Raw genomic sequence first — 13,374 nt, forward strand, 5'->3', positions numbered from 1 at the left:
CTCAACAAAGGCCAATAAATCGACCATTCCCGATTTCGATCATGCCTCTGAACTGCTGATTCGCTTGCGCTCATATTGGTCACCACCGCGCAGCCAGTGAACACTTCCGTTATCTCTTTGAGATATTTAGCGGATCCATAATTTGGACATTGAGCAACTTAAATCGCAAATCCCTACCGCGCCAGAGCACGAGAAGGCGTGTGTAAGTGGTCACTCCCGCGCCAATCTGTGTGCTACTTCGCGTTACGCTCCTGGCCATGCCTAGCGACATATTCAGCCAGAACTCTGAGCACTCAGCGTTCTGGAGCGAGTACCACTTGTGCACACTGACCACCCTTCGCCCGGACGGAAGCCCTCATGTAGTGCCCGTCGGCGTAACCCTCGACGCCGACGCGGGAGTCGCGCGAGTTATCACCCGCAAATCAAGCAAGAAGGTCGCGAACATCCAGGCGTCCCGCCCTGGCGAAGCCCACGCGGTCGTCTGCCAGGTCGATGGAGGCCGCTGGGCCACACTGGAAGGCACCGCCGACGTGCTGACCGACGCGGCGGCGGTCGACAACGCCGTGGCCCGCTACGCGGAGCGGTACGGGAGGACGCCGGCTCCGGATCCGGAGCGAGTGGTCATCGAGATCACGATCGACCGGGCCATGGGTCAGGTGAGCGCCGCCCGGCCGAAGACCGGGAGCGCCGCGGCCTAACACCCATGGGCCAGAGGAGGGGCAGAACCTGACATCTACGCCGATGTCACCGGTGGGGTCAGTGGCGACCTCTCGGGTTTCATTGCGGGCGCCCTGCCTGCTTGTTAGCCTCGGATTGATCTTCACGTGGTGTAGGCGCTCGGCTACGGCTTGGGGTTGGGGAGATGGCGATAGATCGCCCGTGGGAAGCGGATGCCGACGCCGGTTTCATGCGTCGACTGGGCCGGTCTCCACAGGAGTTGGGATTGACGAGCGGCTCGGAGAGCTGCCCGGACATCTGGGAGATGGACAACGGTGACGTCGCCGTGATCGGTCGCGACGTGACCGCGCTCGTGGCCGAGCGTCTTCCCGAGGGAGTCTCCGTCGGTGCCGACGAGCGTCTCGTGATCATTCCGAGGAGCCTGCTCGTCGCTGCGAAGCCGGACATGCCGGATGCCTGATATGAGCGGAGCTGGGACACCGGGCTTCAGCGCGGCCACCATCAGCGCGCTCGTCGCGTCGCCCTCCGAGGCGCGGGGCCCGTTCCTTCCCGTCAACGAGTACCTTCAGGCGTTTCGGGAGGACTACGCCCGGCCCGAGGTGACGACGTTCGACAAGTTGGAGTGCGGGCAGCACTTCCAGGAACCGGGCTTCTCGTCGTGGGAGGCGTTCGACCGAGGTGCCTGGCAGGAGTCCGTCGACCTTCTCCAAGAGGCGCGGCCCGCGATCAAGCGCCAGTTCGACGACGCCGAGTCCCGTGGCCTGGTGCTGCGCCGGGCTCGCTATGTCGAACTGCCGCCGTCGGACTACCTCGTGTGGGAGATGGCCGTGCTTGACGAGCGGGTGCGTCGGGGCGAGCGGATCCGGGTCGTGGTCGGCCAGGGCCGACCCGGCTTCCAGGCACCCCCCCCCGATGGTTTTCCGAACTTGTCATTCTCGGGAACATCCGCCTCTATGAGCTGAGGTACGGACCGGACGGCGTGCTGGCCGGCGCGTATCGGCATGACGACGCTCGGTTGATTGAGGCCTGCCGCGCGGACTTCGAGCAGCTGTACGGCACGGGCGAGGACTTCTCGTCATTCCATGAACGGGTCACCGGCCCGCTGCTGCGTGCCCGTTGCACGGAGGCGTCGGCATGACACCGCCTCCGGAGCCCGTTCCCGCGACCGCCTCTCGCCCCACTCGCAGCATTCACGGACGTCCCTGGTATCGCTCGCGTGCGGCGACGCTGGCGCTGTCCGTGCTCGCCGTCGTCTGCTCTATGGGCCTCGTCGTCGTGTCCCCCCTCGCTCTTCCGGCACTGGACGGCAGCGGAGAGGACTGGGAGCGGATCGGCGATATCGCCCAGGCATACGGTGCCGTGTCCGCGCTTCTGTCCGGCCTGGCCGTCGTCGGCGTGGCGGCCTCACTGGTACTCCAGGCCCGCGAGGCGAAGGCTGCCCGGATACAGAACACCCGCACCATGCACATGGAGTTCACCAGGCTGGCTATGGAGAACCCCGAGTATCTCGACTGCTGGGGCGGCCCCGACGCGTCCCGGACGGTTCTGCTCCGACGGCAACACATGTACGTCAACCTGGTGGTGTCGCACTGGGAGATGTGGTTCGAGCTCGGGGACCTGACGGAGCACTGGTTGGCGTCCATGTGCGACGAGATCTTCGCCGGCGAGATCGGCCGCTCGTTCTGGGCACGCACCCGTGAGGCGCGTATCTCGACCGCGTCCACACGGCGGATGAAGCACTTCAACCAGATCATCGAGGCCCGGTACTTGGCGGCGCTCGATACGCCGCCACGCATGGAGCCGGCGTTGCCCGATCTTGGAGTGCCTGGAGTCGTGCCTCCGCGTGCGGCTGATCAAGACCAGTCCTGAACTCGTCGGATATCAGGCGGACATGCGGAATGGGGTATCCGACGCTCGAATCTGCCTGCTCGCCGGAGCTGGCCCACGGCGATGGAGCGCCGGGGTAGGCGGTAACCTCCACGAGATTCGTCACCCAACCAGCCGGGGGAATCGTGCGCGTGAACGGCAAGCCCGCCACAGTTGAGGACTTGGCGGCCCTGGCGTTGTGCGGATACGGCTCATTCACCTCGCTCGTCGTCGTCGCAGGTCGTGTCCAGGGTCTCGACCTCCACCTGCATCGACTGCAGCACGACGCCGACACCCTGTTCGGGGCCCAGGTCGACGAACAGCAGGTGCGGCGCTGGCTGCGCGAAACGACGGCGGACACCGCTGGTCCGGTCTCCGCTCGGATCACCCTGTTCCAGCGCGATTTCAACATGGCCAGGCCAACAGGCGGCCCGCCCGACGTTCTGATCACCACGCGCCCGGCCCCGACTGCGCCTCCTGACCCAATGCGGGTCGCCACCACGGCCTTCGTCCGCGATGTCCCCGAGGTCAAGCACACAGGTCTGTTCGCACAGCTCTACCACCGGCGCACCGCGCAGGCCCGCGGTTTCGACGACGTGCTCTTTCTCGATGCCCACGACCATGTGAGCGAGGGAGCGACCTGGAACATCGCGTTCTCTGGCAATGACGGCACGATCCAGTGGCCGCAGGCCGACGTTCTGCCCGGAGTGACCATGCACCTCCTGCGGAACGCCCTGCCGGATTACGGCTACGCCGTCGAGTCAGCCCCTGTACGCCGTGGCGACATACACAACTTCCCGCACGCCTTCGCGACCAACGCCATCGCCGGCATTCGCTCGATCACTGCCATCGACGACCAACTCTTCACCCAGAACGCCAAGTTGGAGGAATCACTTCGCTCCTGCTGGACGAGCATCCCCGCACAGGAGTTGTGACGACTGACGTGTCGGTCGTTGCGGCGGACGAGCCGTTGGGCTTTGTTCTCCTGCTCAAGCTGGTGATTGAGCAAGAGCGGCATACCGGTCGGCGGCCCGCATCCACGCGCCCTCGCCATCCGCACCCTCGTACGCCGACTCCAACTCGGAGAGGATGGCGGCGCCTTCCGCGTACCGCCCGATCGCGACGTCCAGCCACACCAGGCTGAGCCGCTCATCCATCAGGGGATCGCGCGCACCGGCAACGGTGTACGCCGCCCACGCGGCTTTCGGGAGGTCGGCGTCGGCATCCGGGAAGGCGCCGCCGACCGCGCGCAAGAGGGCACCGGCACGATGCACTGCCGCGAGGGAGGCGGCGTCGGCGAGCGCCGGAGGCATCGCGGCCTGTACGGCCCTGATGTTGCCTTCGTCGACTTCGTGCCACCGCCGCCACCCCGTACGCACCGCCTCGCCGGCGTCCAAAGACGCGGCGCCCGGGATGCAGCCGTGGGCGAGGAAGAGATGGACCGTCTCGGTGCTCACGGCACGCGCGGTGGCCACGGTGCCCAGCGGGTACAGCCACATCGCCCGCAGTCCGGTCTCCTCGGCCAGTTCGCGGCACGCGGCGTCCGCTGGCTTCTCGCGCTCGTCGACCAGGCCCCCGGGCAGGTCCGTGATCTCCGCGTCATGGAGATAGTGGTGCTGCGTGACCATCGCTACCCGCCCGCGATGTACGGCAAGAACGCGCACCGAGTCCTGTTGACTGAACTAGCAGCGATATCTGCCCAGTTCAGAAGCCGTGTCTGCTAGCTTCCAGTCATGGTTGACGCACAGAGTCAGCCGCGTCATCTGACGAGCTTTGTGCTGCCGGAGACCGGCTGTCTAGAAGAGACCGGAAACCCGTACGAGCCGTACCGGGTCGTGGATCCTGCCGGTGCGATCGTGGTGCCGGTAGCGGTGTGGTTCTCGGAACTGCAGGCTTTGTGTCGCATCGAACCTGAGCTGGTCCAGCAGGTTCGGGACACCGTCGCACAGTGGGATAGCTCTCCCGCCGCCCGACTCGTCACACTCCTGCCCGTCCTGGACAGCCTGGCAGGCATTGCCGGCGCGGCCCTCCCGCCCGTCCTGCCGCCGACCACCTGACACCTTCCTGCGCGACGTCACGCGGAAGTCGTCAGCGGCCGACCTGTACCGATCAACAGGCTTCTACGGCCGGCCTGAGTTCGGATACTCCGCGACAACCTTGTGGCCCGTATCACCAAGGACGAACTGGAGGGCGGGCTCGGCTAGATGGAAGGACGCGAAGTCAGCCTTGCCGGAGCCCAGGACAACTCGCCCGGCGCGACGCCGAACAGGCCCGTCGAAGCAACTCCGCGGACCCTGGCATTCCAGCGCCCACCCGCACCGGGGCGGCCTAGATGCCACGGCCCTGAGCTGTGTCCATTCCGTGCTGCCCAGCGCGCGAAGGCGTTGACTCCTCTCCCGGATCAACCGGCCCTGTTCTCCCGCTGACAGGTCGGCCGACCCGGCGGGCATGACGGAGATCTGGAAGCCCCCCGTCGGGCTCCGGCCGACAGGCCATGCCGTCGCGGTGCAGTGACAGCGGTGGTGGCGAAAGATTGGTCGTTTGCTGGTCTGCTGCTGTCACTTCCCTGGGCTTGCTCTACAAGGCGCGTTTCTAGGGTCGGTGACGTTCCCCCGGAAGCCCGGCCTCTGGACTTCCGCACCCCTACCGCTCTGGAGACACCTGATGCGTGCAATGCCCCGTCGTGCCCTGGCCGCCGTTCCCTCCGCAGTGCTGATGTTCGCGCTCGTCGCTTGTGGCGGCGGTTCCGACTCCGGTGATTCCGCCGCCGGTGCGAGCGATACGCAGGCTGCCGCTCCCGCCGAGGACGAAGCCGCGGAAGCGGAAGGCGGCGATGCGGTGGAGACGCCGCTGACCGGTGAGGCGAAGGAGAAGGCCGAGGCTGCGGCGCTGGCGGCCTATCCCGGCACGGTGGTCAAGTCCGAGGAGGACGCGGAGAACCCCGGGATGTACGCGGTGGAGATCAAGAAGGCGGACGGCAGTGAGGTCGAGGTCTACCTCGACCCCGCAACGTACAAGGTCGTCAAGACCAAGGACGAGGAGGCCGACGAGGCCGGCAGCTGATCCCCGGTCGGCCCGCAGGGAGGAGCGCCATGCCCACTGACCCCGCACACCCCGCACCGGCCCGGGAGCCGGCAACCGACGCCACGGCGGTGCTGGACACCGAGGGCCTCGGCCCGTCGGAGGCAGGATACGGAGCCCGCTACGCGGAGGACTCCTTCGACTACCCCTCTCCCGCACCCTCGCAGTCCTGGGCAGTGGGCGTACCACCACCCGGCCCGGGGCAGGACGACAACCCGGCCACGGAGTCGGACAGTGCGGACGGGGGACAGCGGCGCGCGGGCCCGGTCGGCGCGCGATCGGCGGGCCGGTGGCAGCAGTTGGCCGTGCGGCGCAGGCCGGCCCTGTCGGCCGCCGCCGCCCTGGTGGTCATGGGCGGCTTCGGCCTGGCGCTGTCGGTGGTCAGCGACACGGTCTCCTCCAACCCGGTTCCCGGCGGCGCCGACGGTACCGCGCAGGTCTCCGCGCCGAAGTCACCCGCCGCGCCGTCGCCGCCCTCGGAGGCCACGGCATCCGCCCCGCCCCCTGCGGGAAGCGGAGCCGGTGCAGCACCGACCGCCTCTGCACTCCCGACCGGCCTGCCGCCGGGCACGGGTGAGCGGCGCGACGACGAGGGCGGAGGGGACGGCCGGGAGGATCACGGACGCGAGGACGGCGACCGCGCCGACGCCGACTGACTCCCCACGGTGTCCCGCGCCGCCGTCCCGCTCCCGCCGCCCGGCCGGTCCTTCCTCCCGCGTTGACCGGCTGGGCGGCTGCCCCACTACACCGCCCATGGCAGTGGCATCATCCGTTCTCCCAGGTCCCAGGCGGCATCTCGTGAACACCCCAACTCTCGTGGCACAGCTGTGCGAGCCTGGCGCCATGCGGCTGCTGTTGATCGAAGACGACGACCGGATCGCCCAGCCACTCACGGAGGGGCTGAGCCGCTACGGCTACACGGTGGAGCGGGTGCGCACCGGCGCCGCCGGACTGGCGGACGCCGCCGACGCTCCCGATCTGGTCCTGCTCGACCTCGGGCTGCCGGACATGGACGGCCTGGACGTGTGCCGCAGCCTGCGCGCCCGCTCACCCATCCCGATCATCATGATCACCGCCCGGGGCGACGAAGCCGACCGCGTGGTGGGCCTGGAACTCGGCGCGGACGACTACCTCGCCAAACCCTTCGGCGTACGGGAGCTGGTGGCCCGTATCCGTGCGGTCACCCGCCGCACCGGCGCCCTGCCGGCCGTGGCGCCGGGACCGGACGCGATACCCGCCGCGCCCGCGGCAGCCGTACCGCAGCAGCTCGGTTCCCTGCACCTCGACCGCCGCACGCGCCAGGTCCGCCTCGACGGCCGCGACGTCGCCCTGTCCCCGCGGGAGTTCGACCTGCTCGCCTATCTCGCCCAGGATCCCGGCGCCGTGCACTCCCGCCAGCAGATCATGGACGCGGTGTGGGACCCGCACTTCTTCGGCCCCACCAAAACCCTCGACGCCCACGTCGCCGCCCTGCGCCGCAAACTCGGCGACCCGGCCTGGATCACCACCGCACGGGGTGTCGGCTTCCGCCTCACCATCCCCGAAGCCCGGGCCGACGGGACCGGCCCGCCGGAGGGCCCGCGATGACCCGACGACTGCTGCTCAGCTACCTCGGCCTGGCCCTGCTGGTCCTGGCCGGCCTGGAGATCCCGCTCGGCTACCTCTACGCCCGCGGCGAGACCGGCCGCTTCGCCCAGACTGTCGAGCGGGATGCGGCGATGCTCGCCGAGGTCACCGAGGAGAACATCGAGGAGGGCAACCTCGCCGAACTGCCCACGGTGATCGGCGACTACACCTCCCGCACCGGCAGTCAGGCGGTCGTGGTCGACCGTAACGGGATCGTCCTGGCCGCATCCGGATCTGCCGTGCGCACCGGCACGAACCTGTCTCTCCAGCCGGACATCGCCACCGCGTTGCACAACCAGCCCACCACCGGCACTGGTGCCGGCGCGGACGGCAGCCAGATCCTGTACGCCACCCAGCCGGGCTCGTCCGGCACCACGATCCGCGGCGCCCTGCGGCTGACGTATCCGATGACGATGGTCACCGACCGGGTGCACCGGATCTGGCTCGCCCTCGCCCTGATCGGAGCCTGCGTCCTGGCCGCGGTCGCCCTGGTCGCCTTCACCCTCGCCCGCTGGATCACCCGCCCGCTGCGCACGCTGCGGCGCGCCACCGCCCAGCTCGCCGACGGCCGCCTGACCACCCCGCCCGACGCCAGCAGCGGCCCGCCCGAACTACGCGATCTCGCGGCCTCGTTCACTCACACCGCCACCCGTCTGCAGCAACTGCTCGACGCCCAGCAGGCGTTCGCCGCCGAAGCCTCTCACCAGCTCAAAACCCCGCTGACCGCGCTGCGGCTGCGGCTGGAGAACTTCGAGCCCTACCTCGATGCGCGCGCCCACGCCAGCCTCGACGAAACCATCGACGAGGTCGAACGGCTCGCCCGCATGGTCCACGGGCTGCTCGCCCTGGCCCGCCTGGAGAACACCGCCACCACACCGGAACCCACCGACCTGGACGCCGTCTTGGCCGAGCGCGCCGCGATGTGGGAGCCGCTCGCCGCCGAACAACACGTCACCCTCGCCGTCACCGGAACCACGGCCGGCCGGGTCTGGGCGATCTCCGGGGCACTGGAGCAGATCATCGACAACCTGGTCGCCAACGCGCTGCGCGTCTCCCCGCCCGGCACCACCCTCACCCTCACCCGAGCCCAAGGCGCAGAACTCCACGTCATCGACCAGGGTCCCGGCATGCCGCCGGCCGACCGGGAGCGGGCCTTCGACCGGTTCTGGCGCGCCTCCGACTCCCACCACGACGGCACCGGCCTCGGCCTGCCCATCGTCCGCCATCTCGTCAACGCCTCCGGCGGCGAGATCACCCTGCACCCCACGCCCGGCGGCGGGCTCGACGCCCGCGTCCGACTACGCCCCGCAGCCAGCGGACGGCGCCGCCCCGCGAACGGATTTCCTCGATCCGCGCGGGCAGCAGCCACCGCGCGATGAGCAGTCCGGTCACTGGCATGAGAGTCGCTCGCATGAGACAGCGGATCGGTGCTGTGCTCACGCCGATGGCTCCCATCCCGCCACCGACGACGCTACAAGCCGTCCGCACGTCGAGATGCGTGCGCCGACGCCGTGTCAGGTGGCTGCGGGACCGACGGGTGTGGTCGCCGCAGTTGGCCACTCTCAGCGTTCTACTTGGCTGGCGTGGGCGGCCGTTGCAAGGTCAGTTCCCGCGCGGTGCGTACATGATCACGGTCATGCCCGCGAGGCAGACCAGGGCGCCGATGACATCCCAGCGGTCGGGGCGGTAGCCGTCGGCGACCATGCCCCAGGCGATCGAACCGGCGACGAAGATCCCGCCGTAGGCGGCGAGGATGCGGCCGAAGTTGTCGTCGTGCTGCCAGGTGGCGACCACGCCGTAGAGGCCGAGGGCGATGACGCCGGCGCCGATCCAGATCCAGCCCTTGTGCTCACGGATGCCCTGCCAGACCAACCAGGCGCCGCCGATCTCGAAGAGGGCGGCGACGACGAACAGGGCAACGGAACGAGCGACAACCATGCGGGTGACCCTATCGGCGACCCACATTCGTGATCTTCACGGGATCAGCGGATGCCTGGCAGGAGCACCCATCCTCACCTGCGGTTTTCGGAGCGCAGGAGCAGGAGCGACGGCGTTGCCCCAGCCACCAGGTCCCACCGGCGAGCACCGCCAGGAGGACGGCGAGGGCGGGCAGCCAGCCCACAACAGCCCCGGCCCCCGCGCCCAGGATGCCCGCGGTGATCAGGACGGGCAGCGCGCAGCACGCCACATAGGCCAGGGCGGCCAGGCCCGCGAGCGCCTTCGGCGCCTTGTGGGGGCGCGGCTCAGCAGCACGGTCCGGCATGGCGGTTCTCCTCGGCGAGATCGGTGAAGGGGATGGGGCAGCATTCCATCGAGGCGCAGGCGGTCAGGTCGTCGCAGCCCGCCTCCACGGCCGCGGCCAGCGCGGTGCGGATAGTGGTCAGGTCCGTGATCTTCGCGTCGACCTCGGCGAGCTTGGCCGTCGCCCGCTCCTGCAGCCCGGCCACGGGGCGGCCGTGGCGGTGGCGGCCGGCCTCCAGCAGCTCGGCGACCTCGTCCAACGTGAAGCCCAGGCGCTGAGCTGCCTTGATGACCCGCAGCGCGGTCACCGCTTCCTCGCCGTACAGGCGGTGCCCGCCGTTGCTGCGCTCGGGCTCGTCGAGCAGACCGCGCCGCTCGTAGTAGCGCAGCGTCTGGACGTTCACGCCGGCCGCCTCGGCGACCTGCCCGCTGCGAAGGCCCGCGCTCACCGCGACTCCCCGGCGCCAGTCCGCACGGCGATGGCCTCCAGGACCTCCTCATGCGCCTGGTCCACCGAGATGTCCAGGTGGACCAGGTCCTCGCCGGGGGTGACCGCAAAGGTGAAGAACGAGCAGCAGCCGCCCTCCCGCTCCACCAGGTCACGAACCCGCTCGACAACGCCCCCACCGCCGGCCAGGTCAAGGCGCAGACGCAGCGCCTCGGGCCGGGACAGCGAGGTCAGCTGCTCCGCGAACAGCGCATCCCACTCCGCGACCCGCAGGGGCCGCTCCTTGGTGGGAAGCGTGCAGGACCGCGGCACCCACGCACGATCGGTCATCGCGCTCACTCCCGTCATCACATCCCCGCAGCCGGGGACACCTTCGACGGTAAACCTGTACCCAGGTACCGGTTGCAAGCCCGAGTGACCGCTGAGCGCACCAGCGGCCAAGTGAAGTGCTCATTGGCCAAACGGAGGAGCAGCCCCGCAGCCGTGCGGGATGTTACACCCGTAACATGGCACGGGAAGGGGCCTCGTGCCCGGACAAGCAACGACACTCGGAGTAAGCCGTGAACGGCATATGGCAGATCCTCATCGGCACCGCGGCCGGCCTGCTGGTGTGCTGGCTGATCCTTCTCGCCGCCCTTGCCCTCACCCGCCCCAAGGGCAACCTGCTCACCGAAGCCGTCCGCCTCCTGCCCGACCTGCTGCGCCTGGTGTCCCGTCTCGCGCGCGACCACACCATGCCCCGCCGCACCCGGTGGCTGCTGTGGCTGCTGGCCGGCTACCTGGCCCTGCCCATCGACCTCGTACCCGACTTCATCCCCGTCCTCGGCTACGCCGACGACGCCCTCGCCATCGCCCTCGCGCTGCGCGCCGTCATCCGCCAGGCCGGCCCCGACTCCCTCACCCGGCACTGGCCCGGCACCAACGAGGGACTGAACGTCGTCCGCCGCCTCGCCGGGCTCCCCGCCGCGGCTGCCCAGGAATAGCCGCACGTGATCCTCACCCTGCTCGCCGCGTCAGCTGCCGCTTTTGCCCTCGCCCTGGTCTCGGCCGTGGCCGGGTTCGGCGGCGGGGTACTGCTGCTGCCCGTCTTCACCGCGCTGTTCGGGCTGCGCGTGGCGATCCCCGTCCTCACCCTGGCCCAGATCGCCAGCAACGCCAGCCGCACCGTGCTCAACCGCCGCGAACTGCACTGGCCGCTGATCGGCCGCTTCGCCCTCGGCGCGATCCCGCTGGCCGCGGGCGGCGCCCTGCTGTTGGCCCATGCCCCTCTGGCCCCGCTCAAGCGGCTGCTGGGCGCCTTCCTGATCGCCGTGGTCATCTGGCGGCGCCGTAACCCGCACCCCAAGCCGCCCACCGACGCCGCGTTCACCGCCCTCGGCGCCGCCTCCGGCCTGGGCTCCGCCCTGCTCGGCTCGGTCGGCCCGATGACCGCCCCGTTCTTCCTCGCCAAGGGCCTGACCCACGGCGCCTACATCGGCACCGAAGCCGCCGGCGCGCTAACCCTGCACCTGACCAAGACCGCCGCCTACGGCGCGGGCGACCTGCTCTCCCTACGGGTCCTGCTGCTCGGCGCGGCCCTCACGCCCGCCACCCTGGCCGGCGCCTGGGCGGGCAAACGCCTCGTCACACGGATCAGCGACCAGGCGTTCGTCCGCCTCATCGAGGCCGGGCTCGTCATCTCCGGACTGCTGTTCCTGGCCGGGCTCTGAAACGGCGGGCGCTACGACACCGTGCCCGTGCCCCCGGTGTCCTCCCCGGCCAGCGCGGCTGTCTCGAATGTGGCCAGGGCATCGCCGGCCCGCGCCAGCTCGGCCCGCACCTGCTCGCCGCGCGGGGCACCGAAGTAGTCCCGGGAATCGATCTTCGCCACCCACGACCGGAACCGCTCCAGGTCCGCCTCCGACTCCTCCACCTCCGCGAAGACGGCCCGCCCGCGCGCGGACTCCATCTCCAACTCCGCGAAGAACGACGGCAACCGCTCCAGCACCTCCGCGTACTCCCGATCGACCGCCGCGGTCATCTCCGCGGCCAGCTCAGACCGCTCGCCGTCGTCGGCGACCTCAATGTGCATCACCCGCATGCGCCCGCCGTCGGCCCGTACCCGCTCACCCAGCTCCGACACCGCGCCAACAACCGCGGGCCGGTCGGGCAACAGACACACCGACTGCTGCAGATACAGCGCCCCCAGCCCCTTCAGCTTCCGCCACACCTGCATCCGCAACGACGGCGCCGCCCCGGCCGTCGTCACCGACACCAGCAGCCACCGCACATCCACCTCACTCACCACACCGCGACCGTAACCCGGCCGCCGGGTCAGAGGCAGAACAGCCGAAGCCCCGCTCGGGCGCGACCTGCCTATAACCCCTGTTCCACGATCAGCCCGCCGGGTGACGCGACCTCCCGAGGCAGAGTCCGCCATGCTTCGGCGAACGTCCGCTCGATCGGAGAAGGCAGGGCCACACCGTCACATCTACGCCGTACCGGGTTAGCCCGCTCGTCGTACGCCCCTGGATGACGCGCCCAGACACCTCAGCCGTCGTTGGAGGGCCTGGAACGGGGCATGAGCCCACCCAAAACAGGGCGAGGAGACGGCTCAGTTCCTAGTTCAGAGAAGTCCGGCGCCGCGACGTACGGGTACGCGACGGCTTCACCGTCGGGGCGTACCGCTTCGTCGACCGTCAGCCGGATTCGGCCCTGCGGTCCGCCCGCGAAGAGCACCCGGCTGCCCCGCCGCTGCCAGCGGTCGTCGCTTCCCATGCCAATGACCCTACTGTCCACCAGCTCCGGAGACGCACGCGCGCCTCGTTCCACTAGGACGACACGACAGGATTCCGAGTGACGGATGGCACCCCGAGATTGCAGGCTCGGTAAGGGAGTTGATCCCGTGCGAAATCTGTTGATCGAAGTGTTGAGCCCTTGCCGAGCGGATACCTTGCTGCATATGGAATCGAGTCTGCAGCGGGCAACCGACCAGGTAGCGGCGTGCGGCGAGGGCGACGCCGCATGGGACACCGCCGTACGTCGGGCTGCGCGGCTCATCGCACAGAGGTGGCCTGCTGAGGACTCGAGCGTGGTGCCCACTTGGTCCCTCCAGACCCTGGCACTGTTCCTCTACGCCCTCGACCGCGATGAGCAGCTTGACGATCCGGCTGCGCGGGCTGCGGTCACGCCGTACGTGCGAACAGAAGGCGCCGAATACCTGCACACCAAGGACGCTGCCGCTGCCGCGTGCGAGCTCTTCGCCGAGCATCTCCCCCCGTCCGAGGGCGGACCGCTCAACCGTCTGATCTCCTCGCTGACGACGACCCCCGAGATTTACGAGGTGCCGGACCTGCCAGCGATGTGGGCACCCGATTTCCGGATGCCGCTGATGCTTGCTCTGGAGTGGCTCGGGTACGTCGGCCTTCGAGAGAGCACACAGGCGGCATAGACGG

General features: G+C 69.5%; 21 protein-coding genes. 14 read left to right on the top strand and 7 right to left on the bottom strand.

From position 1 onward, the window contains the following. The first annotated feature begins 257 nt into the window (after positions 1-257). From OG219_RS04965 to OG219_RS04990, 6 genes are all read left to right on the top strand, one after another. Positions 258-698, top strand: a complete 441-nt coding sequence (locus OG219_RS04965; RefSeq protein WP_266823234.1) for a pyridoxamine 5'-phosphate oxidase family protein — start codon at positions 258-260, stop codon at positions 696-698. 245 nt (positions 699-943) lie between these two features. Then, the gene (locus OG219_RS04970) at positions 944-1,138 is read left to right on the top strand and encodes a hypothetical protein (protein WP_323183265.1); all 195 of its coding nucleotides are present in this window, start codon (positions 944-946) and stop codon (positions 1,136-1,138) included. Position 1,139: 1 nt separating this feature from the next. Further along, positions 1,140-1,640: a DUF6879 family protein gene (locus OG219_RS04975; protein WP_266823236.1), complete on the top strand. Its 501-nt coding sequence runs from the start codon at positions 1,140-1,142 to the stop codon at positions 1,638-1,640. Between the two features lie 17 nt (positions 1,641-1,657). Continuing rightward, on the top strand, positions 1,658-1,816 hold the full coding sequence (locus OG219_RS04980; RefSeq protein ID WP_266823238.1) for a hypothetical protein: 159 nt from the start codon (positions 1,658-1,660) through the stop codon (positions 1,814-1,816). Continuing rightward, entirely contained in the window at positions 1,813-2,547 is a 735-nt protein-coding gene (locus OG219_RS04985) for a DUF6082 family protein (RefSeq protein ID WP_266823240.1), read from the top strand. The genes OG219_RS04980 and OG219_RS04985 overlap by 4 nt, the downstream gene beginning before the upstream one ends. A 149-nt stretch (positions 2,548-2,696) precedes the next feature. Further along, positions 2,697-3,479 carry an aminotransferase class IV gene (locus OG219_RS04990; RefSeq protein WP_266823242.1) on the top strand — a complete coding sequence of 261 codons (783 nt, stop codon included), beginning with the start codon at positions 2,697-2,699 and terminating at the stop codon, positions 3,477-3,479. Positions 3,480-3,533: 54 nt separating this feature from the next. On the opposite strand, the gene OG219_RS04995 is transcribed toward OG219_RS04990, so the two are convergent. Next, entirely contained in the window at positions 3,534-4,208 is a 675-nt protein-coding gene (locus tag OG219_RS04995) for an NUDIX hydrolase (protein WP_266823244.1), read from the bottom strand. 69 nt (positions 4,209-4,277) lie between these two features. On the opposite strand from OG219_RS04995, the gene OG219_RS05000 reads away from it, so the two are divergent. The 5 genes from OG219_RS05000 (at position 4,278) to OG219_RS05020 (ending at position 8,630) form a co-directional block, all read left to right on the top strand. Beyond that, positions 4,278-4,601 carry a hypothetical protein gene (locus OG219_RS05000; protein ID WP_266823246.1) on the top strand — a complete coding sequence of 108 codons (324 nt, stop codon included), beginning with the start codon at positions 4,278-4,280 and terminating at the stop codon, positions 4,599-4,601. A gap of 607 nt (positions 4,602-5,208) precedes the next feature. Continuing rightward, positions 5,209-5,607, top strand: a complete 399-nt coding sequence (locus OG219_RS05005; protein WP_266823248.1) for a PepSY domain-containing protein — start codon at positions 5,209-5,211, stop codon at positions 5,605-5,607. A gap of 29 nt (positions 5,608-5,636) precedes the next feature. Further along, complete coding sequence (locus OG219_RS05010) at positions 5,637-6,281, top strand: hypothetical protein (RefSeq protein ID WP_266823250.1); 645 nt, start codon at positions 5,637-5,639, stop codon at positions 6,279-6,281. Positions 6,282-6,468: 187 nt separating this feature from the next. Next, positions 6,469-7,212 carry a response regulator transcription factor gene (locus OG219_RS05015; RefSeq protein WP_266836005.1) on the top strand — a complete coding sequence of 248 codons (744 nt, stop codon included), beginning with the start codon at positions 6,469-6,471 and terminating at the stop codon, positions 7,210-7,212. Continuing rightward, positions 7,209-8,630, top strand: coding sequence for a HAMP domain-containing sensor histidine kinase (locus OG219_RS05020; protein WP_266823252.1), 1,422 nt, complete (start codon positions 7,209-7,211; stop codon positions 8,628-8,630). The genes OG219_RS05015 and OG219_RS05020 overlap by 4 nt, the downstream gene beginning before the upstream one ends. A 223-nt stretch (positions 8,631-8,853) precedes the next feature. Here OG219_RS05020 and OG219_RS05025 read toward each other — a convergent pair whose 3' ends face one another. Genes OG219_RS05025 through OG219_RS05040 form a run of 4 tightly spaced genes read right to left on the bottom strand, consistent with a single transcriptional unit; the run spans position 8,854 to position 10,270 of the window. Then, positions 8,854-9,189: a YnfA family protein gene (locus OG219_RS05025; RefSeq protein ID WP_266823254.1), complete on the bottom strand. Its 336-nt coding sequence runs from the start codon at positions 9,187-9,189 to the stop codon at positions 8,854-8,856. Positions 9,190-9,199: 10 nt separating this feature from the next. After that, positions 9,200-9,514: a hypothetical protein gene (locus OG219_RS05030; protein WP_266823256.1), complete on the bottom strand. Its 315-nt coding sequence runs from the start codon at positions 9,512-9,514 to the stop codon at positions 9,200-9,202. After that, positions 9,495-9,941, bottom strand: coding sequence for a MerR family transcriptional regulator (locus OG219_RS05035; protein WP_266823258.1), 447 nt, complete (start codon positions 9,939-9,941; stop codon positions 9,495-9,497). Before OG219_RS05035 ends, OG219_RS05030 begins: the two co-directional genes overlap by 20 nt. Beyond that, positions 9,938-10,270 carry a hypothetical protein gene (locus tag OG219_RS05040; RefSeq protein WP_266823260.1) on the bottom strand — a complete coding sequence of 111 codons (333 nt, stop codon included), beginning with the start codon at positions 10,268-10,270 and terminating at the stop codon, positions 9,938-9,940. The genes OG219_RS05035 and OG219_RS05040 overlap by 4 nt, the downstream gene beginning before the upstream one ends. A 230-nt stretch (positions 10,271-10,500) precedes the next feature. Between OG219_RS05040 and OG219_RS05045 the strand changes: the two genes are divergently transcribed. Next, on the top strand, positions 10,501-10,923 hold the full coding sequence (locus OG219_RS05045; RefSeq protein ID WP_266823262.1) for a YkvA family protein: 423 nt from the start codon (positions 10,501-10,503) through the stop codon (positions 10,921-10,923). 6 nt (positions 10,924-10,929) lie between these two features. After that, positions 10,930-11,649, top strand: a complete 720-nt coding sequence (locus OG219_RS05050) for a sulfite exporter TauE/SafE family protein (protein ID WP_266823264.1) — start codon at positions 10,930-10,932, stop codon at positions 11,647-11,649. Between the two features lie 11 nt (positions 11,650-11,660). Here OG219_RS05050 and OG219_RS05055 read toward each other — a convergent pair whose 3' ends face one another. Next, a complete protein-coding gene (locus tag OG219_RS05055; protein WP_266823266.1) occupies positions 11,661-12,224 on the bottom strand; it encodes a Chromate resistance protein ChrB in 564 nt (187 codons plus the stop codon). 245 nt (positions 12,225-12,469) lie between these two features. Next, positions 12,470-12,697: a hypothetical protein gene (locus OG219_RS05060; protein WP_266823268.1), complete on the bottom strand. Its 228-nt coding sequence runs from the start codon at positions 12,695-12,697 to the stop codon at positions 12,470-12,472. A 184-nt stretch (positions 12,698-12,881) separates the two neighbouring features. Here OG219_RS05060 and OG219_RS05065 point away from each other — a divergent pair, with 184 nt between their 5' ends. After that, positions 12,882-13,370, top strand: coding sequence for a hypothetical protein (locus OG219_RS05065; RefSeq protein ID WP_266823270.1), 489 nt, complete (start codon positions 12,882-12,884; stop codon positions 13,368-13,370). Positions 13,371-13,374 lie beyond the last annotated feature (4 nt).

Origin of the sequence: Streptomyces sp. NBC_00038 (assembly GCF_026343635.1) — a bacterium.
Lineage (GTDB): Bacteria > Actinomycetota > Actinomycetes > Streptomycetales > Streptomycetaceae > Streptomyces.

What these genes read in the sequence shown, in the direction of transcription:
- OG219_RS04965 (WP_266823234.1), top strand. Translation starts at nt 258, where the DNA reads ATGCCTAGCGACATATTCAGCCAGAACTCTGAGCACTCAGCGTTCTGG.
- OG219_RS04975 (WP_266823236.1), top strand. Translation starts at nt 1,140, where the DNA reads ATGAGCGGAGCTGGGACACCGGGCTTCAGCGCGGCCACCATCAGCGCG.
- OG219_RS04985 (WP_266823240.1), top strand. Translation starts at nt 1,813, where the DNA reads ATGACACCGCCTCCGGAGCCCGTTCCCGCGACCGCCTCTCGCCCCACT.
- OG219_RS05000 (WP_266823246.1), top strand. Translation starts at nt 4,278, where the DNA reads ATGGTTGACGCACAGAGTCAGCCGCGTCATCTGACGAGCTTTGTGCTG.
- OG219_RS05005 (WP_266823248.1), top strand. Translation starts at nt 5,209, where the DNA reads ATGCGTGCAATGCCCCGTCGTGCCCTGGCCGCCGTTCCCTCCGCAGTG.
- OG219_RS05010 (WP_266823250.1), top strand. Translation starts at nt 5,637, where the DNA reads ATGCCCACTGACCCCGCACACCCCGCACCGGCCCGGGAGCCGGCAACC.
- OG219_RS05015 (WP_266836005.1), top strand. Translation starts at nt 6,469, where the DNA reads ATGCGGCTGCTGTTGATCGAAGACGACGACCGGATCGCCCAGCCACTC.
- OG219_RS05020 (WP_266823252.1), top strand. Translation starts at nt 7,209, where the DNA reads ATGACCCGACGACTGCTGCTCAGCTACCTCGGCCTGGCCCTGCTGGTC.
- OG219_RS05025 (WP_266823254.1), bottom strand. Translation starts at nt 9,189, where the DNA reads ATGGTTGTCGCTCGTTCCGTTGCCCTGTTCGTCGTCGCCGCCCTCTTC.
- OG219_RS05030 (WP_266823256.1), bottom strand. Translation starts at nt 9,514, where the DNA reads ATGCCGGACCGTGCTGCTGAGCCGCGCCCCCACAAGGCGCCGAAGGCG.
- OG219_RS05040 (WP_266823260.1), bottom strand. Translation starts at nt 10,270, where the DNA reads ATGACCGATCGTGCGTGGGTGCCGCGGTCCTGCACGCTTCCCACCAAG.
- OG219_RS05060 (WP_266823268.1), bottom strand. Translation starts at nt 12,697, where the DNA reads ATGGGAAGCGACGACCGCTGGCAGCGGCGGGGCAGCCGGGTGCTCTTC.
- OG219_RS05065 (WP_266823270.1), top strand. Translation starts at nt 12,882, where the DNA reads ATGGAATCGAGTCTGCAGCGGGCAACCGACCAGGTAGCGGCGTGCGGC.